This window comes from Clostridium sp. AT4, assembly GCF_001517625.2.
Taxonomy (GTDB): domain Bacteria; phylum Bacillota; class Clostridia; order Lachnospirales; family Lachnospiraceae; genus Enterocloster.
The window spans coordinates 41,606-67,979 of record NZ_LN999824.1; the positions used below are offsets into that span (position 1 = coordinate 41,606).

Genomic DNA, 26,374 nt, shown 5'->3' on the forward strand with positions numbered 1-26,374 from the left:
TCTAGTTCTCCTTTAAAGCTTCGATTACTTTGTCAATATCTTCTAATTTTTCTACATTCAGGCTCTTTACACTGCGATTGATCTTACGCATAAAGCCAGTCAGCGTACGTCCCGGTCCAATCTCGATAAAGGTATCCACGCCATCTGCCAGCATAGCCTCTACGCTCTGCTGCCATTTTACAGAAGAAGATACCTGACGGGTCAGAAGCTCCTTTACCGGAGCTGCCTCTGTCACATACTCTGCGGTTACGTTGGCAACATACGGGATCCTGGGAGCATTTACCTCTACTCCTGAAAGTACCTCTCCCAGCTTTTCTCCGGCTCCTGTGAGCATACCGGAGTGAAAGGGACCGCTTACATTCAGTAAAATGGCTCTCTTGGCTCCTGCTGCCTTTAAGCGCTCGCAGGCCTCCTCTACCGCAGCCTTCTTACCAGAAATAACGATCTGGCCCGGACAGTTGTAGTTGGCAATCCATACGCCTTCCATAGAAGAAGTGATTTCCTCGATCACAGAGGCATCCAATGCCAGAACAGCCGCCATAGCGCCTTCTCCTGCCGGAACCTCCTCCTGCATCAGGATTCCTCTCTGGCGCACTGTGCGGATGGCGTCATCCTCGCTCATCACGCCTGCTGCTGCCAGAGCGCAGTATTCTCCCAGGCTTAAGCCTGCCGCCACATCCGGATGGATCCCTCTTTCCTCCAGCACCTTCATCATGGCAATACTGGTTGTCACCATAGCTGCCTGGGTATATTCGGTAATATCCAGACGGTCATTAGGCTCAAAGCACAGCTCGGGAACAGAAAAGCCTAAAAGATCTGAGGCTCTGTCAAATACCTTCCTTCCAGTCTCTGTCTGCTCATAAAAATCCTTTCCCATACCGCAGGTCTGTGCGCCCTGACCTGGGAAAATAAATGCGATCCTGCTCATTTTTTACTCCCTGTTTAAAAGTTTCTTTGCCTGCTCCATCATCTCGTCGATCATTTCCTTACAGGTCTGCTCTTTGGAGATCATTCCGGCGATCTGGCCTGCCATTACAGTACCGTTCATTACATCGCCTTCCTGTACGGCCTTGCGCAAAGCTCCTAACGTCAGGTACTCCAGCTCCTCAAAGGACTTTCCTTCCTGCTCTAACTTTGTATACTCTCTTGTCATCTGATTTCTCAGACCTCTTACGGGATGGCCGTGGGTTCTTCCGGTTACTACGGAGTCAATATCCTTTGCCTTGATGATGCGCTGCTTGTAGTTTTCATGTACGGTCGATTCCTTTGCCACTACAAAGCGGGTTCCCATCTGAACCGCCTCTGCTCCCAGCATAAATGCCGCGGCAATGCCTCTTCCGTCTCCAATACCGCCTGCCGCAATGACAGGGATGGAAACTGCATCCACTACCTGGGGAACCAGGGTCATGGTAGTCTCCTCACCGATGTGGCCGCCGGACTCTGTTCCCTCTGCAATTACTGCATCAGCCCCATATTTTTCCATACGGCGGGCCAGTGCCACAGAAGCTACCACTGGGATTACCTTAACGCCTGCTTCCTTCCACATCTGCATATATTTCTCAGGATTTCCGGCTCCGGTGGTGACTACCTTAATGCCTTCCTCCACTACAACTCTTGCCACGTCATCTGCATGAGGACTTAAAAGCATTACATTAACGCCGATAGGGCGGTCTGTGAGCGCTCTTGCCTTGCGGATTTCCTCACGAACCACCTCTCCCGGTGCGTTTGCCCCGCCGATCAGCCCCAGGCCGCCTGCTGCGGACACGCCTGCTGCCAGGTTATGCTCTGCCACCCAGGCCATACCGCCCTGGATAATGGGGTATTCAATTCCTAACATTTCTGTAATTCTTGTTTTCATTGTCTTCCTTCCAATAGAGGAAACAGCGTGCTTCAATCCATCCACACGCCGTCCCTCTCATTTGCTTATGCAATTTTACACTCTGACCTTGAGGATCTTATGCCTCTACGCCGTGGTTCTTTAAGTACTCCATAACATCGCCAACTGTAGACATCTTCTCTAACTCCTCTGCCGGGATCTCTACAGAATACTCATCCTCTAAAGCCATTACCAGCTCAAAGAGATCCAGGGAATCAGCGCCCAGATCTTCCTTAAAAGAGGAAGCCTCTGTTACGGACTCAGCGTCTACACTTAACTGCTCTGCAATAATTTCTTTCATCTTCTCTAACATAATCTTTGTCTCCTTCTGACATATAAGTTTTATATTACAATTTAAATATTTACCATTATATTCACGAAATGTCCATGCCCTTTTTACAGGGCTTTACATTTTTTATCTTTTTTTAAGCATTTTGGTGATCTTTTACCGTCTTACCACTCCAAAAGCAGAGCTCCCCAAGTAAGACCTGCTCCAAATCCTGATAATACAATCCGCTCTCCGCGCTTTAACTTACCTGCCCGGTTCAGCTCGTCTAAAAGGATAGGAACAGAAGCTCCGGACGTATTTCCATAATGTTCCATATTCACAGGGAACTTTTCGATATCAACCTTCAGGCGTTTTGCAATGGATTCGATAATCCTATAATTGGCCTGATGGATAATGAAATGGTCAATATCGCCGGTAATATATCCCGTGTCCTCCAGTACCTGGCTGATGCACTCCGGAACCTTCTTTACCGCGAACTTAAAGACCTCCTGTCCGTCCATAGCCATATATCCAAGCTCCGGTTTTCTTCCCAGAAGGAAATTTCCATTGGAACGGGAGCCGCAGGTAAGCACTTCACCCTTTGCACCGTTTGAATGCATATTTAATCCCAGAACGCCTGTCTCGTCTGCGCTTACCACAGCTGCACCTGCTCCGTCTCCGAACAAGACGCAGGTTCCGCGGTCTGTCCAGTCAACCAGCTTACTGAGCACATCTGCTCCGATCACAAGGGCAGTCCGGTATATTCCGGAGGAAATAAAGGCGTGGGCTGTACTGAGGGCAAAAACAAAGCCGGTGCAGGCTGCGCTGATATCGTAGCAGGCCGCATGAATGGCTCCGATCTTTGCCTGTACCTCACAGGCCCCATTGGGAAAGCAGGAATCCGGTGATGAAGTAGCTAAGAGAATCAGGTCAATCTCCTCCGGAGTAATTCCGGCCTGCTCAATGGCTCTGGCTGCCGCTTTTGCCGCCATATCAGATGTACTGTCCTCTGTGGCGATCCGTCTTTCCCCTATGCCTGTACGGCTACGGATCCACTCATCATTTGTGTCAACGATCTTTGACAGATCATCGTTTGTCACGATCTGCTCCGGCACATACGAGCCGGTTCCTATTATTCTGGTTGTCATTTTTATTTACCCGGCCCCGAATGAGCGGTTCAAATGATTCCGCCGCCTAAGGGCTGTACCTTCCTTTTCCAAAATACTTTGAATCTCAAAGTAATACTACAGGATTGCGTGTTTTTTGTCAAGCAATTTTCTCCAATGACATACCTTAAATCGTCGCATTTTACCCCATTTCTTCAAAAAGAATATTCCGAAAATTTACTATTTTATACCACAATTTACCAATTTACACTTTTCCATTTATTGACTTTATTTCTGTATTTTGTTACTTTAAAATCACAGAAGTCTATAAATTATACCTGTAAAGCGAGGAGGTCATATGATGAAAACCACAGGAGTAATCCGCAAGCTGGATGAGCTGGGCAGAATCACGCTCCCTATTGAATTAAGGAGAAGTCTTGACCTGGATGTCAAAGATGGACTTGAGATAACCGTTCAGGATGACTGTATTATCCTTAAAAAAGCGGAAAGCGCAGATATCTTTACCGGCAGCACCGAAGATCTGCTGGAATACGAGGGAAAGAAAGTTTCCCGAAGCTCCATTTTAGCTCTGGCGAAGCTGGCCGGGCTGAATGTATCAGAAGCCTGACAGAAAGCTGCAGTCTTTCAAAACTATATAAAAATATCCCCCTGTGCACGCTGAATGCGATATGCAGGGGGATATTTTGTTAATTACAGGGAAAGCTTCCCCCGGATCGCCCTATGGTCGTAGGAGTCTCCCACTCCATCTACCTGAGCGATCACAGGAACACCATACATTTCTGAAATGATCCGGCCCGCTCCGCAGAAGGTATCACCGTGACGCTGCATATTTCCGGATACGATCACGCCTTTTAAATAAGAATGATTCTCTTTTAAGAACGCTGTCACAACAGGCGGCACAACGCCTCTGCCATCCGTATAGGTAAAAAGAATGAAGTCCTGATCCATGGTTTCCGTACCATCCTTTATCTTCATCGCCTCTAATCCAAGAACGTGAACCAGTTCCTCTACATTTCCACTGCGTGACGCATATACGTATTTCATAAATTCTAAATCCTCCTGTTCGATTCTCTTTTTTTATTTCCCCTGCTTCGCAAATGACTCTTCAGGCTTATAAAAAATCTTGCCATATGGGAAGCAAGTATGATCCCCAGAGCAATGGCTCCTGCCTCTGTGAGCACCAGCCCTGAGTAAGTTCCAAATTCTTCCTGATATCCCTGCACCAGATAATACATGGTATAGTAAAGGGCTTCTCCCGGAACCTCCGGAATCAGCATGGGCACAAGCAAAAGAATGACCGGCGTGCGCAGCATTCTGGCAAGAACCTCACTTAAGGCCGCCACAAAAAGGCTGGCTGCCAGAAGACCGGTAAATATACTGCACCCCATCGCCCTGCATACAAGGTATACCGCCCAGCCGGCGCCGCTTCCAAGGGCGATCACAGCCAGCTTTCTGCCCCGGACGCCAAAAAGGACTGCAAAACCAACGGAACCGATCATTCCCATAATGGTCTGAATTACCGAAAAGCTCATATTGCCCCTCCCAAAATGATAACACCGGCAAAGCCTATGGCTACTGCAACTGCTTTTAAAAGCGCCTCACTCATATTCAGCAGCCCACTGATCATATCTCCGTTTATCATATCTCTCAGAGAGTTGGTCAGCTGAAGTCCGGGGATTACCAGCATAATATCGCCAATCATAATTTTATCCGGCTGCACACCGATTCCCGCCCTTACCAAAAGAAGTACCGATATTGCTGTTACTGCACTGCAGAACATATTCTGAATAATGGTATTCAGCCTTAAAACTGCACTTCCGTGAAGGGTAGCATACAAAATGGCGCCTGAAAGAGCTGCCGCTATGCCGTCCATCAGAGTCCCTCCGAAAAAGACAGACAGGGAGGAAGCAATCATCATGTGCATTGCCAGCTCCAGGCCTACGGAAATCCTTTTTCCGTTTTTTATCTCGTCCAGTCCTGCCTTCAGTTCATTCAGTCCTGCCGGATCGGCGCAGATTCTGCGGGACAACTCATTTACCTTTGCCACTTTTTCAAGATCTGTGGTTCTCGTCCGGATGCGCCTTGTCTGGGTCATGGTCCTTCCATCTGAAAGCATGGCTGTGACAATGATACTGGAGGTAATGGTAAATACATCTGCCCGAACAAAGCCGTACGCCATGCACAGTCTGGTAATCGTATCCTCTACCCGGCTTACCTCTGCACCGTGCATGGCAAGCAGTTCTCCTGCATCCATAATCGCTGTCATAAGATAATTCATCCGGTCATACTCATTTTCACTGAAAATCATTTCTCTGCTCATCTTTATATCATCCTCAGACAGCTGGGCTTCCGGCTACAGCAGCCCCTGATACACGTCCCTTTTCGATATCCCCCGGTCCTTTGCAACCGCCTTCATGGCCTCTTTTTTATCCATCCCCTGAGCCAGATAATGCTCCATATGCTCTTCCAGCGTCAGGGCTTCCCAGGACTGCCTTACTTCTTCCTGAATTTCCTGAACAGAACGCCCCCGGATAACGATTACGCACTCACCCTTAGGTTCTTCCTCCTCATATACGGCCAAAGCCTCCGTAAATGACGTTCTCCAGGCACTTTCAAACCGCTTTGTCAGCTCTCGGCAGATGGTGATATCCCTGTCTCCCATTGCCTCGTACAAATCCTTAAGGGTACTCTTTAAATGGTGGGGCGCTTCATACAGGATAATGGTTCTGGTTTCATTTTTCAGTTCTTCCAAAATCCTCTGGCGCTCCTTTTTGTCGCTCTTTTCCGCAGGCAGAAAAGCCTCAAAGCAGAAACGGCGGGTGGGAAGCCCCGACATGGTAAGAGCCGTAATACAGGCAGCAGGTCCCGGAAGGGAGGTCACTGCAATCCCGGCCTCATAGCACTGGCGTACCAGCTCTTCTCCCGGATCGGAAATACCCGGTGTTCCCGCATCGGTAATCAGGGCAATATTTACCCCTTCTTTCAGCTTTTCCACCAGATATTTTGCCTTGTCTACCTTATTGTATTCGTGATAGCTGGTCATAGGTGTCTTTATCCCCAGATGGTTTAACAGCTTAATGCTGTGGCGGGTATCCTCTGCCGCGATCAGATCCGCCTCTTCCAGCGTCCGCACAACCCGGTAGGTGATATCCTCCAGATTTCCAATAGGCGTTGCACACAAATATAAAATTCCTTCCATGATCACAGCTCCTTTCAGTATCCGTAGGTAGTCCGTATTTCTTCGGAATATTCTCCGTTTTCGTCAAACACGATCACCGGCGCTTCTGCCTTTAAGAGAGCGCCGCCTCCGCGGACTGCCTCAATCAGCACCATATTGGCCTCTCTGTCCCTGTACGGGTGGACAAACTTCATCCGTTTGGGCTCCAGACCGTGTTTTTTCATGGTTTGAATGATCTCAATCAGCCGTCTTGGCCTGTGCACCATGTAAAAACGTCCCCCAGGACGCAGCAGGCAGGTTCCCTCCCGCACCACATCCTCCAGGGTACACAGCACCTCATGGCGGGCAATGGCCTTGGCATCTCCAGGGTTCTTGATGCCGTGAGCGTCATTCATATAGGGCGGATTGCTGGTCACCACATCAAAAGAAGCCCGGGCAAAGAGCGTCCCGGCCTCCTTTATATCACCTGTTACAATATCCACCCGTTCCTCCAGATGGTTGTATGACACGCTTCTGCGGGCCATATCAGCGGATTCCTCCTGGATTTCCAGTCCTGTGAAATGTTCTCCCTCTGTTTTGGCGCTTAAAAGAATAGGAATGATTCCTGTTCCCGTTCCCAGGTCCAAAGCCCGTTCCCCCTTCTTTACCGCCGCAAAGCCAGAAAGAAGCACCGCATCCATTCCAAAACAGAATGCGCCTTTTCTCTGGATAATTCCATAATGATTCCTCTGCAGATCATCAATCCGCTCGTCATCCCGCAGACGGATCCCGCCTGTTTCAGTCCAGGTATGCTCCTTATTTATCATTGAGCTTTGACTTTCCTTCCTTTTTCTCCAGTGCTTCCAGTTTTTTCAGCTCTGTATCCGTATTTGCGCTGTCTTTAGACGGCCGCTCCCCGTTTTTGCCCTTTTTCTTTCTGGGCTTAAACTTCAGCTCCTCTACCTTGTACTCGCGGATTTCCTTCTCGTCCCGGTCAACCACTACCACAACCTTTACAAGCTGACGCAGTACATTGACGCTGTGTACCTCTCCCTTTAAGCCGTCTGCCGTTGTCACATAGTCTCCAATGGCCGGGAGCCTGCTGTTTAATACCTCGTATGTCTCTTCCTCATTTTTCAGGCAGCACATAAGGCGGCCGCAGACGCCGGAAATCTTGGTGGGATTTAAGGAAAGATTCTGTTCCTTTGCCATCTTGATGGACACCGGAATAAACTCGGACAGATAAGAATGGCAGCACAGGGGCCTTCCGCAGATTCCGATTCCGCCCATGATCTTTGTTTCATCCCTCACGCCTACCTGGCGCAGCTCAATCCTTGTCTTAAATACGCTTGCAAGATCCTTTACAAGTTCTCTGAAATCAATCCTTCCGTCTGCTGTAAAGTAAAACAGCACCTTATTATTATCAAAGGTATATTCCGCATCAATCAGCTTCATATCCAGCTTGTGCTTGCGGATCTTTTCCTGACAGGTCTTAAATGCCTCTTTTTCCTTTTCCTTGTTCCGGGTTTCCACTGCCCGGTCCTCATCGGTAGCCATCCGGATCACCGGTTTTAACGGAGGCACAACCTTTCCTTCCTCCACCTCACGGTTTCCAAGCACTACATAGCCGTACTCAATCCCTCTGGCTGTTTCAACGATCACATGATCGCCGGTCTTTATATCACGGCCCGCAGGGTCAAAATAGTAGATTTTGCCCGCAGTCCGAAAACGAACGCCGATAACTGTCAACATCATTCCTCCTGTATTTACGCTTACTCTCAATTCTCTTTCATGGTAAGGAGCATCAGTTCCATCACAAGCTCCATATTTACATTGGCATCCAGACGTACTCTGGCCTTGTCAATGGCTGCCAGTATCCGTTCCAGACCCTCATATCCGCTTAAAGCCGCAACCTGCTTTACAGTAGAAAATTCATCCTTAAAGATCAAAAGGTTAATGTCCTTAGTTGTCTTATACATCAGAATATCCCTGTACCACATCTGCATAAAATCCAGGCAGTCATGAAGATCCAGATTATCATCCTTTAATTTACGGATATAATTTAACAGCTCAGAGATATCCATATCCTTCAGATGCTTTAAGAGATGAAGAATTTCCTCATACATAATCTTAAAATCCTCCGAATCTGCCAGATGAATCGCCTTTCCCAGATTTCCCCTGGCAAATGCAGCATAGATCTCAGCCTGTGCTTCTTCCACCTTCAGCGACTGGATCAGATATTCTTTTACCACCGAATCACGCAGGGGCTTTAACTTCAACTGCACACATCTGGAAAGAATAGTGGGAAGAAAGGCGTCCTGATTCGTGGTAAGAAGCAGAATTACCGCATAAGAGGGCGGCTCTTCAATAGTCTTAAGAAGGGCATTCTGAGCCTGAACCGTCATTTTTTCCGCTTCATCTACGATGTAGATCTTATAATAGCTGCTGTAGGGCCGGATCATAATGGTATTATTAATCTGCTCCCGGATCTCATCTACGCCAATACTAGCTGGCTTTTCATGAGTCACATAAATCAGATCCGGGTGATTACCCGAAAGCACCTGTCTGCAGGCATGACACTGCATACAGGGCTCCGGCTTTCCCTTTTCACACAAAAGGCTCAGTGCAAAGGCATTTGCAAGGGATTTTCGCCCCATTCCCGCTTCGCCGCTGAGTATATACGCATGAGAGACCTTGCCTGTTTCCACTGCATTTTTAAAATGCTCCTTAATCTGCTCATGTCCCAGAATATCCTTAAAAACCAGCATCTGCCATACCCCCTTTGGTTGCTTTTTATGCTTTAACCAGTATAACATAAGTTAATTTTGATGTATAGCCTTTTCATATGGCAAAAGCCGGTACAGGCCGCGCTTATTGGCGGCCTGTACCGGCTTTCCGACTGTTTTTATTAACCTTAAACTATGCCAGATACTTCTTCAGAACGTTTCTGACAGCTCCCGGGCCTGCAATTTCTTCTAAGAACATCTCTTCGATCCGCTCTCCGATACCTGCTTCATAAAGATCAATTCCGAAAATATTTGCGTTTGATAAAATGCTCTTTAACTGACCGGTATAGGTCTCCGGCTTTCCTACCACAATTCCCTCCAGCTGCTTTGTCAGTTCAGGAACCATAGGATCAGCAGACAGCTCAAATGCCTTGCCTTCATCATCTACTGCCAGAAGGTAACGGCACCAGCCTGCGATTGCCAGAGGAATTGCAGTCAGCTTCTTCGCATCGCCGTACTGCGCTACATAAGACTTGATTGTCTCGCCATAGCGGATACCTACCTTCTGGGATGTATCAGTTGCGATACGCTGAGGTGTATCAGGCATAAATGGATTCGGAATTCTTACCTGAATTACTTCATTTACAAAATCTACAGGAGAAAGAATGCCCGGATCTGTAACAACCGGCATACCCTCTACAGGACCGATCTGATGTACAAGCTTATTCAGCTGCTCATCCTTCATCTCATCTGCAATCAGGTCATATCCCAGTACGCAGCCATAAACGGCAAGAGCGGTATGGAGCGGATTCAGACAGGTTGTTACCTTCATGCGCTCTACCTTATTTACCGTATCACGGTCTGTCATATATACGCCGGCCTTCTCAAGAGCAGGTCTTCCGTTGGGGAATTTATCCTCGATAACCAGATACTGGGGTCCCTCTGCATTGACAAAAGGAGCAATGTAGGTCTTTTTGGAAGTAATAACCGGAGCCATATCCTCAATTCCGGCCTTTTCCAGCTCCTGGCATACAGAATCAGCAGGTCTTGGGGTAATCTTATCAATCATAGACCATGGGAAGGAAACCTGTGCCTCATCTGTGATGTAGGCTACAAAATCATCCTCTACAAAGCACTTTTTGCTCCACTCTTTTGCCATGGTTACGATAGAGCTCTGAAGCTTCTCGCCATTATGAGAGCAGTTATCCATGGAAACTACTGCCAGAGGATACTTTCCTGCCTTATAGCGCTCATAAAGCAGAGCACATACAACTGCCATAGCAGAACCGGCTTTGTCTGGTCCATTGTCAATATCTGCCTGAATAAACGGGAAATAAGAGCCATCTGCTCCCTTTAAAGCATATCCCTTCTCTGTAATGGTAAATGAAATCATCTGCAGACCAGGATTTACAAAAATTTCCTTCAGACGGTTCCACTGGGATGCGTCGTTAGACTGTGCCTTGATTGCCTCTGTCAGAGAGCCCAGCACTCTCTTATCAGTTGAACCGTCAGCCTTTAAGGTAACGGCCAGAACCAGATTGTCATAGGGTGCATAAATCTTGTCAACAACATCAAAATCGAAAGTTTCAACACAGGTAATTCCCTTTGAAGCTTCGCCATTTGCAATTAAAGTATCTGCAATGCCACCGATAAAGATACGGAAGATATTTCCGGCTCCAAAATGAACCCAGACCGGAGACTTCTTTGTTTCTTCTGCAACTGCTGCAATGTCATATGCAGGAAGAGCGACTCCCGCTTTCTCCCACTGTTCTTTTTCTTTTAAGCCGTTTAATGTTAATTTCATTCTTAACCCCTCTTTGCGTTCTTGTCAATTGCTTCCCAAAGACCCTGAAGATAGCAGGCTCCCAGCGCTCTGTCATACAGACCATATCCCGGCATAGCAACTTCGCCCCAGATCATTCTTCCGTGGTCAGGACGGATGCAGCCGTCAAATCCGGTGTCGTATAAGGTCTTCATGATCTCATACATATCCTTAGAGCCGTCAGAGGACAGGTGAGCAGCCTCCTCGAAATCTCTGTCGCTGTTATACTTTACATTTCTTACATGGGCAAATGGGATTCTGCCCTTTGCCATACGGATAATCTCACAGATATCATTTTCAGGATTGGAACCCAGGGAACCTGTACACAGAGTTAAACCGTTGTATGGCTTATCTACTGCCTTTAACAGACGCTCAATGGTTTCCTTATTTCTCACGATTCTTGGAAGTCCGAAAATAGGCCATGCGGGATCATCCTGATGAATACCCATATGGATATCGTATTTCTCACATACAGGGCCGATTGCCTCCAGGAAGTATACCAGATTGTTGAACAGTTTCTCTGAATCTACATCTTTATATGCATCAAATAATGCTTTCAGCTTTTCAAGACGCTCTGGCTCCCAGCCTGGCATCACAAAGCCATTGGACATCTTTTCAATAGACTCTCTCATATGCTCAGGATCGATCTGATCAATTACGTCCTGATTATATGCGAGAACTGTAGAGCCATCCGGTCTCTTTCTTGCAAGATCAGAACGGGTCCAGTCAAATACAGGCATAAAGTTGTAGCATACCATGTGAATGCCTGCTTTTCCCAGGTTCTCAAGGGTTGTAATATAGTTCTTAATATGCTCGTCACGCTTTTCAGTTCCGATCTTAATATCATCGGAAACGTTCACGGACTCGATACCCATAATAGACAGGCCTGCATCCTCAACAGTCTTCTTTAACTCTGCGATCTCTGCCTCTTCCCATACCTCTCCAGGCATCTTTCCCATAAGAGTTGTGATAACTCCCTTTACTCCCGGAATCTGGCGGATCTGCTCCAGAGTTACACTGTCATAGCCTGGTCCATACCAACGTAATGTCATGTTCATAATGTTCTACCTCCATATGTTAAATTTTGTTGCTTCATCATTTTGGGCCTGATAACGCTCTTACTTGTATGGTAGTATAAAATTTCAATTTGTTCAATATGTAATTTTTTATAAAAATTAACCTTTTAGTTTATTAATTCTGTACATATTATTTTTTATACCTCTCTTATATTGACTTTTATCCCATAGGGTTTTAGTATAGGTAGTATGTAAGTTGTTTAATAAAACCTGCTATGTTTCAAAAGGAGAGTGTGTGTTAATGAAAGCTGTACAAATCGTAAAGCCTGAAGACCTGAGAGTAATCGACATTGAAAAGCCTGTTATTGACGAAAAAAACAATGTTCTTGTAAAAATGACCGCTGCCGGCATCTGCGGTTCTGACATGGGTATCTACCATGGTACAAATGCTGCAGCAACCTATCCACGTATCATCGGACACGAGATGGTAGGCCGTGTTGACCAGGTTGGATCAAATGTCAAAAATCTGAAAGTAGGAGACCGTGTAATCATCAATCAGGTAACCAGCTGCGGCCACTGCTATCCCTGCCGCAAAGGACGCGGAAATGTATGCGATAATCTTGCTATCCGTGGCGTGCATATTGACGGAGGCTACCGCGAATTTATAGCTGTTCCTGAAAGCGACTGCTATGTTTTACCCGATTCCCTTTCTGATACGGACGCCATTATGATCGAGCCTACTACCATCGGGATCCAGTCCTGTACACGGGCTCAGCTGGAAAAAGATGATATGCTTCTGATCTATGGATCCGGAGCACTGGGCAGCACGATCTTAAAGGTAGCCCGTCTTCTCTGCGACCATATCATCGTAGCTGATATCATGGATGACAAGCTGGAACTTGCCAGACAGAACGGTGCTAAATACACCATCAATCCGCTGAAAGAGGATCTTACAGAAAAAATAAAAGAATATACAGAAGGCCATGGAAGCACCGTTTCCATCGACTCTGCCTGCACCAAGGATTCCCTCATTACTCTTTTAAAGGCAACCGGAAATGCCGGAAGAGTAATTACCATGGGCTTTTCAGTAGCTCCTACCGAGGTAAATCAGTTCCTGATCACCTCCAAGGAACTGGATGTCCGCGGTTCCAGACTTCAGAATCATATGTTCGGCAAAGCAATTGAACTGATCAACGAAGGCAAGCTTGATCTGAACGGTACTGTGTCACATACCTTCCCTCTGATCCGCGCTCAGGAAGCCTTTGACTTTAATGACAGCCATGATCCTTCCATCCGCAAGATTGCCCTTACCTTTGATTTCTAATTATCACATTTAAAGAAGGGATACATCATGAAAATTTTAGAACGGCAGCCTTCTGAAAAGGCTCGTTCCTACGCTATACGCGTACTTCTCTACAACATCACTGCCCTGGAACTGCCTCCGGGAAGTTCCGTCAGCGAAAACGAAGTATCTTCTGTCATGAACATATCCCGAACCCCTGTGCGGGAAGCTCTTATCGAGCTTTCCCGCATGGATCTTGTAGATATTCTTCCCAAACGGGGCAGTTTTATTTCCAAAATCGATTATGGATTGATTGAAGAATCTCGTTTTATGCGTCTCGTACTTGAGACAGCAATTGTGAAGCTTGCATGCGAACAGGGAATCTCATCCTATTATATGGAGCTGTTAGAGAAAAATCTCCGACAGGAATCTTCTCTGTCCAATACACAGGATTTCTCAGTCCAGCTGGAGCTTGACAATCATTTTCATCAGCTTCTTTTTGAATCTGTAGGAAAATCCAGAACCTTTGACATTATCTATTCCCAGATGATCCATTTTGACCGTCTCCGTATTCTGTCTTTAAAATCCTGGCAGGATGCGCGGGTAGTAAAAGACCATCAGAATATTCTGTATGCCATCCGTCAAAAAGACTCTGAATTGGCGGAAATGCTTATCACCCGCCACTTGACACGGTTTCAAGTAGAAAAAGCAGAGCTGACCAAACGTTATCCTGATTACTTTACGCTGTAATAAAACGGGCGTGTGAAAAACTTACGTTTTCTCACACGCCCGTTTCTGTTTTATACGGTTTTATCTACTTTTACAACTACCTTCATGTAGTTACCCGGATTCTTTTCAATATCCCGAATCGTCTCCGGTGCCTCATCCAGAGAAATAGTCTTGGTCAAAATCTTAGCCACATCTACCTTCTTTGTGTAAATCAGCTCGATCGCCTCTTCAAATTCTCCTGCACTTGTACGTGCTCCGCGAATATCAATTTCCTTACGCGTTATGATATCGGTAGGAATTGAGGTCTCTCTTGGAGGCCAGCCGGTAAGAGTAATTCTTCCTGCGTTGCTGACAAGATCAAGGCTGGAGCGAATTGCTGCATTGGATCCGCTGCACTCCATAACCTGCTGAGCCATCATTCCGCCTGTAATTTCACTGACTCTTGCAGCCGCATCTTCTTCTCCGGAATTGATTACATACTCAATACCCAGCTCCTTTGCAAAATCCAGACGCTCCTGAACAAGATCCAGAAGAATTGCATGTGCACCGTAAGCCTGTGCGATCATACCTGCCAGCAGACCAATAGGTCCTGCTCCGATGATCGCGCAGTACTCCCCTGCCTTTAATCCGCCTCTGTGGATTCCGTGAAGAGAAATAGTAAGAGGTTCTGCCATTGCAGCATCTGTCCAATCCATATCTTCCGGCATCTTTACCAGCATATCTGCCGGATGGCAAAAATACTCTGCCATGCCGCCGTCAATATGTACACCCAAAACCTTAAGGCTTGTACAGCAGTTTGTACGTCCGATAGAGCATGGATAGCACTCTCCGCAGTAAATGTATGGATCAACAATAACTTTATCGCCTGGTTTTAATCCCTTAGGATTATCTGCCGGAATTTCCTCTACGATACCAGCCAGCTCATGTCCAATGATCCTTGGGTAGGATACCAGTGTATTGGTTCCGCGGAAAGCACCTATATCACTTCCGCAAATACCAGCTGTAACAATACGGATCAGCGCCTCGCCCGGTCCCGGAACAGGCTTTTCCAGCTCTACACAATCTACATTTCTAGGTTCTTCCAGTTTAATTCCCTTCATTTTTCTCCTCCATTATTAAAGTGCGACTTTTACGACAACCTTTTTAACAAAGCATGGCCCGCCAGCCTGGCACCTTGGTTTATGAGCATCTTCAGGAGCAACGATGATCATATCTCCCTCTTCCAAAAGAACGGTTCCGCTTAACTCCGGCTCCTCATAGAAGATCAGATCATTTTCCTCAATGCGTTCCTTTACTTTAAGGCCATCTCTCTTGCAGATACCGAACTGCTCTTTTCCCTTTGCAACATACTGAATATCAAAGTATTTTTCATGGGTTTCAAAAAAACCTGTATCTGCCGGAATTGTAGTATATTCCTGAATGTTGGCTACTACTGTATCACCCATAATAGGATAGCTTCCTGCAGGCAGTGCATTGATATCTGTTTCTGCCAGCCACTTATAGGCACAGGTAAATTTCTCTTCCAGGTAATTATACTTCTCTGCAATACTTATATTTGAAAAAAACATAGTGCTTCCTCCTGTTTTTATTTGCTTGCTATATCAGTCGTAGACATATCTCCTGACGCCAGGGAACAAAGCTGCTTCCAGATTGCCTCGTCTACATGAATCCCCTTCTTCATGCTTTCTTCCCGTACCGCCAAAGTCCTCTCTCCCGGATAGCTTACGCTTCCGCCTTCGCGCTCAGGATGAGCTTTTTTAACCGCATCAATCCTCCGGTTCAGCATATCCTGGATTTCATCTTTGGAGCCAAACAGATAGGGATCATATGCAATAAAGATCTGGCAGCAGTTCGTACAGCTGCCTTTTGCCTGTATATCCATATCCGTTCCGCTCATTCCATTGGCCATAAGCGCTGCAGCCATATCCAAAGCAAGAGCCATACCGCTTCCTTTCCAGTATCCCATAGGAAGCCCCCGCATGGTTTCCTCTATGGCGCCCGGATCGCAGGTCAGATTTCCATCCTTATCAAATCCTCCCGGATAGGGAAGCTGCTTTCCCGCCAGACGATAAACTCCCAACTTTCCATAAGCGTACAGACTCATAGCCATATCAAGGATAAGCGGGCCATCCTCCCTTGGAATCGCCATACAGAACGGGTTGTTTCCCACACTGCGCTTATCGCTTCCCCACAATGGCATACAGCTTTCCGCATTAATCCAGCTCATACCCATAAAGCCTGCTTCAGCCATTTTCCATACATAGGTTGCGCCTCTCATCCAATGAGTAGTGTTTTTCAGGGCAACACAGCCAATCCCATGTTTTTTCGCCAGCTCTACAGCTCTGTCAGCACAAAAGAGCGCATTGGTAATGCCAATCCCCAGTTGTCCGTCATAATTTTCCACTGCGCCCTTTGCACCTGCAAGCTGAGGCTCGCCTTTAATGTTAACCCATCCCTTTTGAACATATTCCACAAATCTGGGAATTCGATTCAGTCCATGGCTTTCTACCCCATCAGCACTGGACTGAATATGAACAGCTGTACATATCTCAGCCTTTTCTTCTGTAAGTCCCAGATTCAGGAAAATCTGCTTTACATCCTGCTTTAATTTGTCATAAGGAACACGAACCCCCATATTTCCTCCCGGATTTACTTACTTGCAATGTCCTTTGTTTCCATATTGCCTGCAGCCAGAGCACAGATCTGCTCCCAGATTGCCTCGTCCACAGAAACTCCGTCCTTCATGCTCTTTTCGCGAGTGGAAATCGTTCTCTGTCCAGGACAGCTTACATGTCCGCCTTCATGCTCCGGATGAGCTGCGTTTGCAGCATCAACACGCTTGTTCAGCATAGCCTGAATTTCTTCTTTGGAACCAAACAGATAAGGATCATATGCAATAAAGATCTGGCAGCAGCCCGTGCAGCTTCCACGATTCTCATTGTCCATATCTGTTCCGCATTTGCCGTTTGCCATAAGAGCAGCAGCCATATCCAATGCAAGAGCCATGCCGCTTCCCTTCCAGTATCCGGTAGGAAGAATTCTCTTACTGTCCTCAATTGCTCCCGGATCGCTGGTCAGATTTCCGTCCTTATCAAAGCCGCCCGGATAAGGAAGCTGCTTTCCTGCCAGACGGTATACACCCAGCTTTCCATAAGCATACTGGCTCATCGCCATATCGAGCACAATAGGGCCATCCTCTCTTGGAATTGCCATACAGAATGGATTGTTTCCAACGCTTGGCTCGTCGCTTCCCCACAGAGGCATACAGCTTTCTGTGTTGATCCAGCTCATACCCATAAAGCCTGCCTCAGCCATCTTCCATGCATAGGTGCCGCCTCTCATCCAGTGAGTCGTATTTTTTAAAGCAACACAGCCAATTCCATGCTCTTTCGCCAACTCTGCAGCCCGCTCTGCACAGAAAAGAGCATTTGTAATACCGATGCCCAGCTGACCGTCATAATTCTCCACAGCGCCTTTGGCTCCTACAAGCTGAGGCTTTCCTTCCAGATTGATCCATCCCTTCTGAACATATTCCACAAATCTGGGAATACGGTTCAGTCCATGGCTCTCAACGCCGTCTGCACTGGACTGGGTATGAATTGTAGCACAGGTCTCGGCCTGCTCTTCTGTAAGGCCCAGATTTAAGAATGCCTGTTTTACGTTTTTCTTTACTTCCTCATAAGCAACGCGAATACTCATATCGTTTCTCCTTTATTTTTTATACAGGCTCCCCTTCTTCACAGCAGGGAATTTTGCCTGCGTATTCCATTATCTCTTCATATAAACCGCTGGCTTCCTCCGGCGAATAGCCATATACCAGAAACACATCCATCACATAAGGGGAGTATGGAATTCCCGTGATAGCCTGGGCAAAGGCCATTGCGGCAATTTCACTTAAGGCAATCACCGTGGAGTCATTATGCAGAGGTCCCAATGACCAGAGCCGGATCTTTTCCTGTTTTGTAAAAATCTCATCCTTATATTTTTCTTCTACAAAATGAAACAGCTCATGAGCCAGCAAAAGGCCTTTGATATCCAGCTGTTCAGTTAAAACCTCTTTCACTTCAGGACGCTCTGTAAATTTGTGCGCCTTCTTCACAGCATCCATGTAAATCTTTATATTGCCCGGTTCCCGGAATTCTGCAAACAGAACCCTGTCTGCATTTTCCGGAAACGTAGGATACTCTACCTTCAGCCCCATAGCTGCCGATAATTCCTCAGGACTTCGGACACCGTAAAGGCAGCAAATCTTCTCAGCATACTCTCTGCCGCAGCAAACAGCCTGCTTCATCCAGCTTTTTCGCTGCCCGTCATCAAACTTTCCATTCAGCGGCTCTCTGGAAAAAGCATATGCATACATATCCTCTATCGGAATGGATGTCAGATCCTGAAGCATACGGACCAGAGGACGTACCTTAAAATGAGGACGTTCGTATCTTACCGGTCTCTGCTTTCCAAAAAGTCCGTCTGTAATGGGCTTTAAAGCTTCCTGAACCTTATTTCTGTCCATAACTGCTTATATCTCCGTAACTGAACCTACGATAATAATCTCCTCATCAGGCTCTCTGTCTCCCAGATCCAGATCCATCAGCAGGAAGATCTGCTCCAGATCAATTGCGCTGTAATCGCCTACTCTTGGACCTACGCATACAAAGAAATCAGGACGAAGAATGGAGTCTGTCTTAAATACGGCAGCCTCTTTCCAGATTGTTTCCACTACTTCTTTGTAATCGCGAACCGGACATTTTACAACCATACCGTTGGAGCACTGAACCTTGATAAAGCCCTTCTTATCAACAATACGCAGAGGATTCTTTCCCTCTCTCTCTCCCTGGTATACATAGAACTTGTCCGTCTTCTCTGCCAAGTGAATCTGGCTTACCTTTGATCCAAAATCCTGTGTAGCCAGTTCCAGAGCCTCTGCCTCATCACACTCTTTCAGAAGATCCGTTGTCTTTACTTCTGTAGATCCTGTTGCGATTGCTGTTACCTTACCGGTCTGACTGTCGATTTCAATATGCACCTCTACCGTATCAGGTGATGCGCCGGAGCTTACCGCCGCGTCAGCCGCCTCTTTCTTAATCTCGCGGATATCATCCTGAGTCGGATTGGGGATCACTCGCTCTACTACGTCACGGACCATGGAAAGCGCAACGCCGATAGAGGAAATAACCTCAGCATTCTCCGGAATGCTGTACTGCAGTCCCATCTTTCCTGCACAGTAAGGTACAAGAGACGCTGCTCCGCCTCCGCAGCCTACCAGCTTCATGCTGTCATGATCCAGCTGATACTTCTCAGCCAGAGCGTTGATGCAGGCATTTACCTTCTCATAATCCTTATCCAGAATCTGTGTTGCAAGCTGCTCTACAGTGATTCCAAGCTTATCTGCTACAGGCTGCATTGCCTTGCGGGCTGCATTGGCATTTCCATAAGCAAAATACTTCTTATCGATCAATCCCAGAACATTGGCTGCACAGGTATTGGTAAAGCAGATACGCTTTCCGTTCTTTAAACGGATTGTAACGTAATCAGCAGGATCGCTTGGTTTCGGTCTTACCATCTCGATCTGCGGATCAACAATCTCCTCTTCAGGAGTAAAACATGCGTATTCACAGCCTGCGATATGAGCAGAACGAGGACCTACGTCTACTACTTCCTTGTCATTGATACGAACCATAGAACCGCCGGCACATCCAAGAATGCGGACATCCAAAGAACTGATATATGTATCATGGCCTCCGATCTGGGCATAGTCTACACCGGGACGGCCATTCTTGATTACACCGATATTGGTTGTTGTTCCACCTACCTCAAAGTAAATGGCATTGGATGCTCTTAAGTACATCAGCGATCCCATAACAGATGCGGCGGGGCCGGATAATGCAGTTAAAATCGGTCGCTTACGCATCTCGTTAATCTCCATAACACCGCCGTCGCCTCTCATGATCATCAGTGGAACCTGAACGCCTGCTTCTCTTACAGAAGACTCTGTTGCGTTTGCAGTTGCCATCATCTTAGGAAGGATGGACGCGTTAATTGCAGCTGTACGGGTACGTCTTGTAAGTCCATACAGTTTTGTAATATCAGAAGCCATACTAACCGGCACATTTTTCTTTTCTGCACAGTCATGGATCATCATTTCCTCATCCATGCTGTCTACGCCAAAGGCCATAGAAGCAACAATTACCTGTGCGCCCTGGCTGATCAAGTCATCAATATTTTTATTGATCACTTCCTCCGTCAGCATCTTTTTCTTAATGAAGGTATTAAATACCTTGATCATTCTGCCAACTTTTTCATCCAATACAATATCCTTCAAAGCCAGCTGGCGCTTTGCAAGAAATCCTTCCAGACCGCCTCCCGCTACGCCAACTACACCTACATTTGCCACGTCGCCCTCAATAAAAGCATTGGTAGCCTGAGTAGTAGAATGGGCTACGAACACTACATCTTCCGGTGCAATGTCATTTTCCCGCATACAATTCTGAAAACTCTGAACAACACCGGCAGCAACGCCGTTCTTGTCATCGTGGGTTGTCTTTACTTCATTTTTTCCAATAATTTCGTGGGTTTCATTGTCCATTGCTACGCATTTTGTGTAGGTTCCACCTACGTCAATACCCATGCGGACAGCTCTGTGCTTACGTTCTGCCATACTTCCCATATCCTTTCAATTTGATTATTCCATTAAATTTTCAGAAACATACTAAAGGGGCTGCGGGCGCATCCAGAGCGCCCGCAGAATAAAGATATACATTGTTTGAGAGATTTTATTGCAAGATTAGATGAACCATTCAGCGCCAAGTCCGGCAAGCATGATAAATGCTGCCGCATACTGAAGGACACCTGTCAAATATGCATTTGGAATTGATAATTTCAAGAAGTCCTTAGAATCAACCTTGGTGTAAGCCAATCCCCATGCAACCCAGGACTGTGTAATACAGCATCCGATGTTAACCGTGATTGTAGGAATTGCAAATACTGCATATAAGAATGGAACTGAGAAGGAAGCCACATTGGAAAGAACGCCTAATGTAGCGGCGCCGCAGCCTACCAGAGTCATAGGGCCACGGAACAGTCCCATAAACAGCAGGGCTGCAAATGCAATACATACAACAAGCTCGCTTCTGGGCATGATTCCGCCAAGAACGACCTTAAAATAAGGAGATGCATAGGATGCTACTGTGTTGAACATCGGCAGTGTAAGAAGGAAGCCTACCAATGGAGCGGTGTCTACAACGCCGTCATAATACAGCTTATTTACCAGCTGGCAATTCTCCTTAAATGTACCCTTCATCTTTCCGCACAGGAACAGAGCTGCAAAACCGGCAATTACGAAGCCGCCGATAACGGAAAAATCAAGCCAGATCTTTAAGATAACAGGAACAATCGGAAGGATCAGAGTATAGAACGGAGCGTTCTTCTGATCTGCAGTGCCTCTTGTCTGGGCAGCCCATGCGTGGCTGGTCTTTGAGGATTTAAGGTAAACTGCGGAAAGAACAGTTGTAGCAACAAGCATGATCAGCAGAGCTGCAAGACCCCAGTGGCTTACATACCATCCCAGAGTAAAGTCAGGCATCTGATCCGGCTGGATAAAAAAAGCGCGGTACTGTGCAAAGTTAACAGGGTTCAAGTAAATACCTGCTGCAACAGAACCCATAAAGCTGAACATGGCAATTGCTTTCGGAACTCCTAAAGACATAAGAATAGGAAGAACGATAACGCCGATTGCGATAACAGGGCCAGCTCCTGTCATAGCCGTAAAGATAACAGCTGTAACAATATTCAGCAGAGTGATAGTAACCAGAGGCTTGTCTCCGCCTAATTCAACAGTCTTACGAATCAGGGTAGACGCAATTCCGGTCTCCATCAGAACACGACCAAACCATGCACCCCAGCATACGTTTACCAGTGTAGTTCCCCAGCCTTCCGGAGCGCTCTGGTAAATCTTGTTCAGGATACCAACCAGTCCCTTTGCACCTTCAAACTGAAGAACCGGATTGGACTCCAGGAATGCCTGGCTTGCAAATAATGTGCCTCCCAGAGGAAGGATTGTCCAGATAAGTGTGATGATCAAGAATCCGATCATCAGGTTGTGGCCTTTAATACAGTAATATGCCAGGCCAAAAAACGTAAACAATAAAATTATACCGATGATATATTCCATGGTATTTCCTCCATTTCTTTTTTCCCTACGTCATACACATTGCATCTCTCTCAACAATGATATCCCCATTTCATCTCCCTTCATGATAAATTAGTATATTTTCTAACCGGCGTCAAAACGTCCTGACAGTTTTTTGCTGTCAGCCATTTTTGTCAGCCGGAAAAGAACTGTGGATAAAATCCCTGAATGGAATTCGTATTAAGAAGAATTCTGTCAAAATGGCTGGAACAGATCAAAGCTGCCGCTTCCGTATCCTTCCTTTTCAGATGGTCCAGAAGCATCCTTCCTTCTATCTGCATATGCTCCCAGCCAGAGGGACCATAATACCGCTCCGCCTGAAAACCATATGTACTGTAATACAGATAATTCGCTCTCAGCATGTCACAATCCATAATCCGGAACATTTCCCAAATGTGCTTCTTATCGCAGAGAACCGAAAGCGCATAGCTTAACTGCTGTTCCAGAATCAAAAGATCAGCGATCTCTTCCTTTTTTATACTTTGTTCATCCAGTACATCCTCAAGAAGCTTCAGCTGTTCTTCTGAGATATCGCTTCTGCATATCTCCTCAATCATGGACTGTTCGAGTACTCTGTGAGTATACACAGACTGTTTGATCCGTTCCGGATCAATCATAGAAACAGCCGTTCCCTTCTGGGGATAAACAACAACATAGCCTTCCTCTGTCAACTGGGCAAGAGCATCCCTCACTGCCGACCTCCCGGCATTCATCTGAGCAGATATGATGTTCTCACTGAGCATCTCTCCCGGCTCTGCCTTTAAGGTAAGGATCTGATATTTCAGAGCATTGTAAACCTCGTTCTGAGATCTGATCTTATCCAGAAGCTCTTCTGCCTTAATCATCCGACCCCGTCCTCCTTTGTCCTGTTTAATCATTTTGCATACAAGCTTTAAATTGCATACAAGTTTTACTCCTGATTGCATATCAGTTTCAAAAAAAACAGCCTATCAAATCAGGCGTGTGTTTGTCGCTATGTATAAAATATCATATTTTTTTAACAAATACAATATCTTTTTTTATTTTTTGTTAATAAATTTTGTTTTTGTTTGTTATCCGTATTGCTTTTTCCACAAGTAATGATAAAATAAGATTAGAGCTTTATTCGATTTGAAATTGCATACAAGTTTGCAGTTAACTATATTTTTAAGAAAGAACGGTGACACACATGACACTGGCCTTATTTCAAAACCAGACGCTTCCTGCCCGCAGGCCTTCCGAGGATGCGCGGCAGTATGCCTACCGTATTATACGAAAATTCATCCTTGAGCTTCATCTTCTTCCCGGCCAGAAGATGAATGAAGCGGATCTTGCCTCATCTCTGAATATGAGCCGGACTCCAATCCACGATTCGTTTTTCAAATTATCCAGAGAAAATCTGGTAGACGTCATACCAAAGCGGGGCGCATTTGTCTCCAAAATCGACCAGAAACGCATTGATGACTCTGTATGGATTCATCAAAAGCTGGGAAGCGCCATGATCCATTCCATTTATATAAGAAAGGTTCCCAAATCCGAGCTGGAGCTTCTGTACTGTCCCATCCAGCAGATGAACAGCTATATGCTTAACGGAAATTCAGCTCAGACCGTTCAGCTTCTGTCGGAATACTACCATCAGCTTTATATGCTGGCTGGAAATCTGGATCTGGTATGGTCTTCTCTTCAGAAAACCGATACGGATTTGAGACGCCTGCTGTCTCTGGCTGTAAGCAGACCCAATGTACTGGAAGGCTTGATGCAGGAGCTGACGAATCTGACAGACGCCCTTATAAACCGTGATTATGACAATGCGGGGCTGATCTATGACCACCATTTCTCCAGAATCCGGATGCTTACAGCCCCTCTCAGAACCCATACCCCCCAGTACTTTACAGAACCTGTGCTGCCCTGTGCTGCCAGCGCTTCTCCACAGAGTTCTGATTTATCCTCTTAAAGAAAGGCGGTATCACATTATGACTGACTATCATGCATTATTTTCTCTCAAAGGAAAAACAGCACTGATCACCGGAGGAACCGGCGGTTTGGGAAGTGCGATTGCCAGAGCATTTCTTCAGCAGGGCGCTCAGGTCGCTGTCTGCGGTACCCGTCCGGAAAAAGCAGCTCCCATAGAAGAACTGGCTAAAAGCCTGGATCGTCCATTTTTATCCCTCTCCTGCGATCTGACTGATACAGAAAGCACAAACCAGATGCTCAACTCCATAGAACACACCTTCGGCACTGTAGATATCCTTGTAAACAGTGCCGGAATCAACCGTCTGATCCCTGCTGAGGAATATGACGACCAGACCTTCCAGACGGTTATGGATATAAACATCGCCTCTCTCCACCGGATTACCCGTGAAGTAGGAAAACGGTTTATGATCCCTCAAAAACAGGGACGGATTCTGAATCTTTCCTCTGTAAAAAGCCTGATCGGAACAAAGCAGGACTACATTGCCTACTGTACAAGTAAAGGCGCTGTCAATATGTATACCCGCCAGCTGGCCTGTGAATGGGGAAAATACGGCATCACCTGCAACGCCATTGCTCCCACTTTTGTATACACTCCCATTAATGCATTCCAGCTGGATGATCCGGTATTTTACAAAACATTAACCGAACGTATTCCCCTTGGAAGAATCGGCAAAGAGCAGGATATTGCTTCTGCTGCCCTTTATCTGTGCAGCGACGCCGCCTCTTTTGTAACCGGACAGATTCTCTGCGTAGACGGAGGTCTGACTGCTATGCAGTAATTCTGCACACGACTTACTGCCTTTCAATATCCATCAAAAACATTTACCATTAGGAGGTATCATTATGATCTACGGAAACATCAACAGCAAACACTTTGAACAGGAACTGGCAATCCTTCCCAGACCACTGCAGAACGCAATCCGCTTTTTAAAGGATAACGACCTGGCCAATCACGAACCAGGAAGATTTGATCTGGATTTTGAAGGTGTCCCTGTTATTTTACAGGTTCTGGATCTGACTACCGCTCCAAGAGAAACACTTCGTCCGGAAATTCACCGCAAAAATATAGACGTACAGTTCCTTGCCTCCGGCGGACCGGAAGAAGCCGGATTTTACTGGGATAACGGTACAAGCCAGATAGATGAAGATTTGCTGGATACCCCTCGTGATATCCTCTTCTATCACAATAACCCTGCTGTACCGGAAGGCCGTATCTCTTTAGATATAGGTACCTACGCTGTATACTTCCCATGGGATGTACACATTCCTGCAATCCAGACCGGAACAGCCAGCGCTCCTATCCGTAAAATCGTTATAAAGGTTCCTGTGGAAGCCTGCGTATAACAGCAAGGAGACTATTTCATGACCATCGACCGACACTTAAAACACCTGGCACAGAAAGATCCTGAAAACCGGCAAAAAGCCCTTCTTGATGTTCTCATCCAGGAGGGACTGGAGTTTAGCCTTCAGGAACAGGAACCGTCCATTCAGAACCCTCGCGGAATACGTAACTACCTTTTAACTCCCTGGCGTCCTGAGCCCTCTCTCCTCTTCTGTGCTCACTACGATGCTGTACCCGGAACATTTGGAGCTAATGACAATGCTGCAGCAGTCTGTATCCTGATCCAGCTGGCACAGACTCTGAAAAAAGAGCATATTCCGGCCCGTTTTGCCTTTTTTGATGGCGAAGAAGCAGGTAATATGGGCAGCAAATTTTACGTTTCTTCCCTGGACCGTACTTCCCTGACAGGTGTCATCAATCTGGATGTATGCGGCTATGGAGATACCATTGCCATCTGTGGAAAGGGACATGAAAAAAAGCCGGTTATGCGCCCCTTCTGTCAGAAAAAGCTTCTTGAATCCTACAGAGGACAGCTTTTAAAATACCTCCCCAAAAGCGATGACAGCTCTTTCAGAGGACTTCATCTTCCCGTATTGAGCCTGGCCGCTGTTCCCCTGTGGGATATACAGTATTTAAAAGCTCTGGCCTCTTATGGAGAGGGCCTTTTAGGTCGTCCTCCGGAATTTGAGATGATCCTCGGACAAATGGAGGTAATCTCTACCATGCATGGCGGATATCGGGATACACCGGAATGGATAAGCTCTGATACCATGAATCAGATATACCACTATCTTCTTGATGGCATGCACAGCCCTCCTGTTTCATCTAAAAGATTCATCTTCTTTTAATTCAGAATCCAAGGGGCAGGCAACTGCAAATGCAGCTGCCTGC

Annotated in this window: 28 protein-coding genes; 7 read left to right on the forward strand and 21 right to left on the reverse strand. The window is 46.4% G+C overall.

The genetic code is table 11. The features are described 5' to 3' along the window. Position 1: 1 nt before the first annotated feature. The 4 genes from fabD to BN3656_RS00595 all read right to left on the reverse strand — a co-directional run bounded on the left by fabD (position 2) and on the right by BN3656_RS00595 (position 3,292). Positions 2-928, reverse strand: a complete 927-nt coding sequence (gene fabD / locus BN3656_RS00580; RefSeq protein WP_066543033.1) for an ACP S-malonyltransferase — start codon at positions 926-928, stop codon at positions 2-4. A gap of 3 nt (positions 929-931) precedes the next feature. After that, on the reverse strand, positions 932-1,858 hold the full coding sequence (gene fabK, locus BN3656_RS00585) for an enoyl-[acyl-carrier-protein] reductase FabK (protein ID WP_066543034.1): 927 nt from the start codon (positions 1,856-1,858) through the stop codon (positions 932-934). Between the two features lie 97 nt (positions 1,859-1,955). Beyond that, positions 1,956-2,189 (reverse strand): acyl carrier protein, encoded by a 234-nt coding sequence (gene acpP / locus BN3656_RS00590; protein WP_066543036.1) that lies wholly within the window; start codon positions 2,187-2,189, stop codon positions 1,956-1,958. A 140-nt stretch (positions 2,190-2,329) separates the two neighbouring features. After that, on the reverse strand, positions 2,330-3,292 hold the full coding sequence (locus tag BN3656_RS00595; RefSeq protein WP_066543039.1) for a beta-ketoacyl-ACP synthase III: 963 nt from the start codon (positions 3,290-3,292) through the stop codon (positions 2,330-2,332). 316 nt (positions 3,293-3,608) lie between these two features. Between BN3656_RS00595 and BN3656_RS00600 the strand changes: the two genes are divergently transcribed. Further along, positions 3,609-3,878, forward strand: a complete 270-nt coding sequence (locus tag BN3656_RS00600; protein ID WP_331467895.1) for an AbrB/MazE/SpoVT family DNA-binding domain-containing protein — start codon at positions 3,609-3,611, stop codon at positions 3,876-3,878. A gap of 83 nt (positions 3,879-3,961) precedes the next feature. Here the strand turns inward: BN3656_RS00600 and BN3656_RS00605 are convergent, their stop codons facing one another. From BN3656_RS00605 to uxuA, 9 genes are all read right to left on the reverse strand, one after another. Next, a complete protein-coding gene (locus BN3656_RS00605; protein ID WP_066543044.1) occupies positions 3,962-4,315 on the reverse strand; it encodes a class Ib ribonucleoside-diphosphate reductase assembly flavoprotein NrdI in 354 nt (117 codons plus the stop codon). Positions 4,316-4,320: 5 nt separating this feature from the next. After that, complete coding sequence (locus BN3656_RS00610; RefSeq protein WP_066543046.1) at positions 4,321-4,803, reverse strand: threonine/serine exporter family protein; 483 nt, start codon at positions 4,801-4,803, stop codon at positions 4,321-4,323. Continuing rightward, positions 4,800-5,591 (reverse strand): threonine/serine exporter family protein, encoded by a 792-nt coding sequence (locus BN3656_RS00615; RefSeq protein ID WP_066543048.1) that lies wholly within the window; start codon positions 5,589-5,591, stop codon positions 4,800-4,802. Before BN3656_RS00615 ends, BN3656_RS00610 begins: the two co-directional genes overlap by 4 nt. 33 nt (positions 5,592-5,624) lie before the next feature. Beyond that, complete coding sequence (gene rsmI / locus BN3656_RS00620) at positions 5,625-6,470, reverse strand: 16S rRNA (cytidine(1402)-2'-O)-methyltransferase (protein ID WP_066543050.1); 846 nt, start codon at positions 6,468-6,470, stop codon at positions 5,625-5,627. Positions 6,471-6,484: 14 nt separating this feature from the next. Continuing rightward, on the reverse strand, positions 6,485-7,255 hold the full coding sequence (locus BN3656_RS00625; protein WP_066543054.1) for a tRNA1(Val) (adenine(37)-N6)-methyltransferase: 771 nt from the start codon (positions 7,253-7,255) through the stop codon (positions 6,485-6,487). Beyond that, on the reverse strand, positions 7,245-8,180 hold the full coding sequence (locus BN3656_RS00630; protein ID WP_066543060.1) for a stage 0 sporulation family protein: 936 nt from the start codon (positions 8,178-8,180) through the stop codon (positions 7,245-7,247). The genes BN3656_RS00625 and BN3656_RS00630 overlap by 11 nt, the downstream gene beginning before the upstream one ends. A gap of 26 nt (positions 8,181-8,206) precedes the next feature. Beyond that, positions 8,207-9,196 carry a DNA polymerase III subunit delta' gene (holB, locus tag BN3656_RS00635; protein ID WP_066543061.1) on the reverse strand — a complete coding sequence of 330 codons (990 nt, stop codon included), beginning with the start codon at positions 9,194-9,196 and terminating at the stop codon, positions 8,207-8,209. 151 nt (positions 9,197-9,347) lie between these two features. Next, positions 9,348-10,958 (reverse strand): mannitol dehydrogenase family protein, encoded by a 1,611-nt coding sequence (locus tag BN3656_RS00640; RefSeq protein WP_066543062.1) that lies wholly within the window; start codon positions 10,956-10,958, stop codon positions 9,348-9,350. 2 nt (positions 10,959-10,960) lie between these two features. Then, positions 10,961-12,034: a mannonate dehydratase gene (gene uxuA / locus BN3656_RS00645; RefSeq protein ID WP_066543063.1), complete on the reverse strand. Its 1,074-nt coding sequence runs from the start codon at positions 12,032-12,034 to the stop codon at positions 10,961-10,963. A 259-nt stretch (positions 12,035-12,293) separates the two neighbouring features. Here uxuA and BN3656_RS00650 point away from each other — a divergent pair, with 259 nt between their 5' ends. Further along, a complete protein-coding gene (locus tag BN3656_RS00650; protein WP_066543065.1) occupies positions 12,294-13,316 on the forward strand; it encodes a zinc-binding alcohol dehydrogenase family protein in 1,023 nt (340 codons plus the stop codon). Positions 13,317-13,343: 27 nt separating this feature from the next. Beyond that, entirely contained in the window at positions 13,344-14,024 is a 681-nt protein-coding gene (locus BN3656_RS00655; RefSeq protein ID WP_066543067.1) for a GntR family transcriptional regulator, read from the forward strand. 50 nt (positions 14,025-14,074) lie between these two features. On the opposite strand, the gene BN3656_RS00660 is transcribed toward BN3656_RS00655, so the two are convergent. The 8 genes from BN3656_RS00660 to BN3656_RS00695 form a co-directional block, all read right to left on the reverse strand. Continuing rightward, positions 14,075-15,103: a zinc-binding alcohol dehydrogenase family protein gene (locus BN3656_RS00660; RefSeq protein WP_066543070.1), complete on the reverse strand. Its 1,029-nt coding sequence runs from the start codon at positions 15,101-15,103 to the stop codon at positions 14,075-14,077. Positions 15,104-15,118: 15 nt separating this feature from the next. After that, positions 15,119-15,571, reverse strand: coding sequence for a YhcH/YjgK/YiaL family protein (locus BN3656_RS00665; protein WP_066543071.1), 453 nt, complete (start codon positions 15,569-15,571; stop codon positions 15,119-15,121). A gap of 17 nt (positions 15,572-15,588) precedes the next feature. Further along, a complete protein-coding gene (yiaK, locus tag BN3656_RS00670; protein WP_066543072.1) occupies positions 15,589-16,638 on the reverse strand; it encodes a 3-dehydro-L-gulonate 2-dehydrogenase in 1,050 nt (349 codons plus the stop codon). Positions 16,639-16,652: 14 nt separating this feature from the next. Next, complete coding sequence (yiaK, locus tag BN3656_RS00675) at positions 16,653-17,702, reverse strand: 3-dehydro-L-gulonate 2-dehydrogenase (protein ID WP_066543074.1); 1,050 nt, start codon at positions 17,700-17,702, stop codon at positions 16,653-16,655. A gap of 19 nt (positions 17,703-17,721) precedes the next feature. After that, the gene (locus BN3656_RS00680) at positions 17,722-18,513 is read right to left on the reverse strand and encodes a hypothetical protein (RefSeq protein WP_066543076.1); all 792 of its coding nucleotides are present in this window, start codon (positions 18,511-18,513) and stop codon (positions 17,722-17,724) included. Positions 18,514-18,519: 6 nt separating this feature from the next. Further along, the gene (locus BN3656_RS00685; RefSeq protein WP_066543078.1) at positions 18,520-20,658 is read right to left on the reverse strand and encodes a hydantoinase/oxoprolinase family protein; all 2,139 of its coding nucleotides are present in this window, start codon (positions 20,656-20,658) and stop codon (positions 18,520-18,522) included. A gap of 126 nt (positions 20,659-20,784) precedes the next feature. Then, a complete protein-coding gene (locus BN3656_RS00690) occupies positions 20,785-22,170 on the reverse strand; it encodes a citrate transporter (RefSeq protein WP_066543080.1) in 1,386 nt (461 codons plus the stop codon). 152 nt (positions 22,171-22,322) lie between these two features. Then, complete coding sequence (locus BN3656_RS00695; RefSeq protein ID WP_066543082.1) at positions 22,323-23,033, reverse strand: GntR family transcriptional regulator; 711 nt, start codon at positions 23,031-23,033, stop codon at positions 22,323-22,325. 323 nt (positions 23,034-23,356) lie between these two features. Here BN3656_RS00695 and BN3656_RS00700 point away from each other — a divergent pair, with 323 nt between their 5' ends. The 4 genes from BN3656_RS00700 (at position 23,357) to BN3656_RS00715 (ending at position 26,331) form a co-directional block, all read left to right on the forward strand. Further along, positions 23,357-24,121 (forward strand): GntR family transcriptional regulator, encoded by a 765-nt coding sequence (locus BN3656_RS00700; RefSeq protein ID WP_081422790.1) that lies wholly within the window; start codon positions 23,357-23,359, stop codon positions 24,119-24,121. Positions 24,122-24,140: 19 nt separating this feature from the next. Beyond that, complete coding sequence (locus tag BN3656_RS00705) at positions 24,141-24,920, forward strand: SDR family oxidoreductase (RefSeq protein ID WP_066543084.1); 780 nt, start codon at positions 24,141-24,143, stop codon at positions 24,918-24,920. A gap of 64 nt (positions 24,921-24,984) precedes the next feature. Then, entirely contained in the window at positions 24,985-25,485 is a 501-nt protein-coding gene (locus tag BN3656_RS00710; protein WP_066543086.1) for a YhcH/YjgK/YiaL family protein, read from the forward strand. Positions 25,486-25,503: 18 nt separating this feature from the next. Further along, positions 25,504-26,331, forward strand: a complete 828-nt coding sequence (locus tag BN3656_RS00715; RefSeq protein ID WP_066543088.1) for a M28 family peptidase — start codon at positions 25,504-25,506, stop codon at positions 26,329-26,331. Positions 26,332-26,374 lie beyond the last annotated feature (43 nt).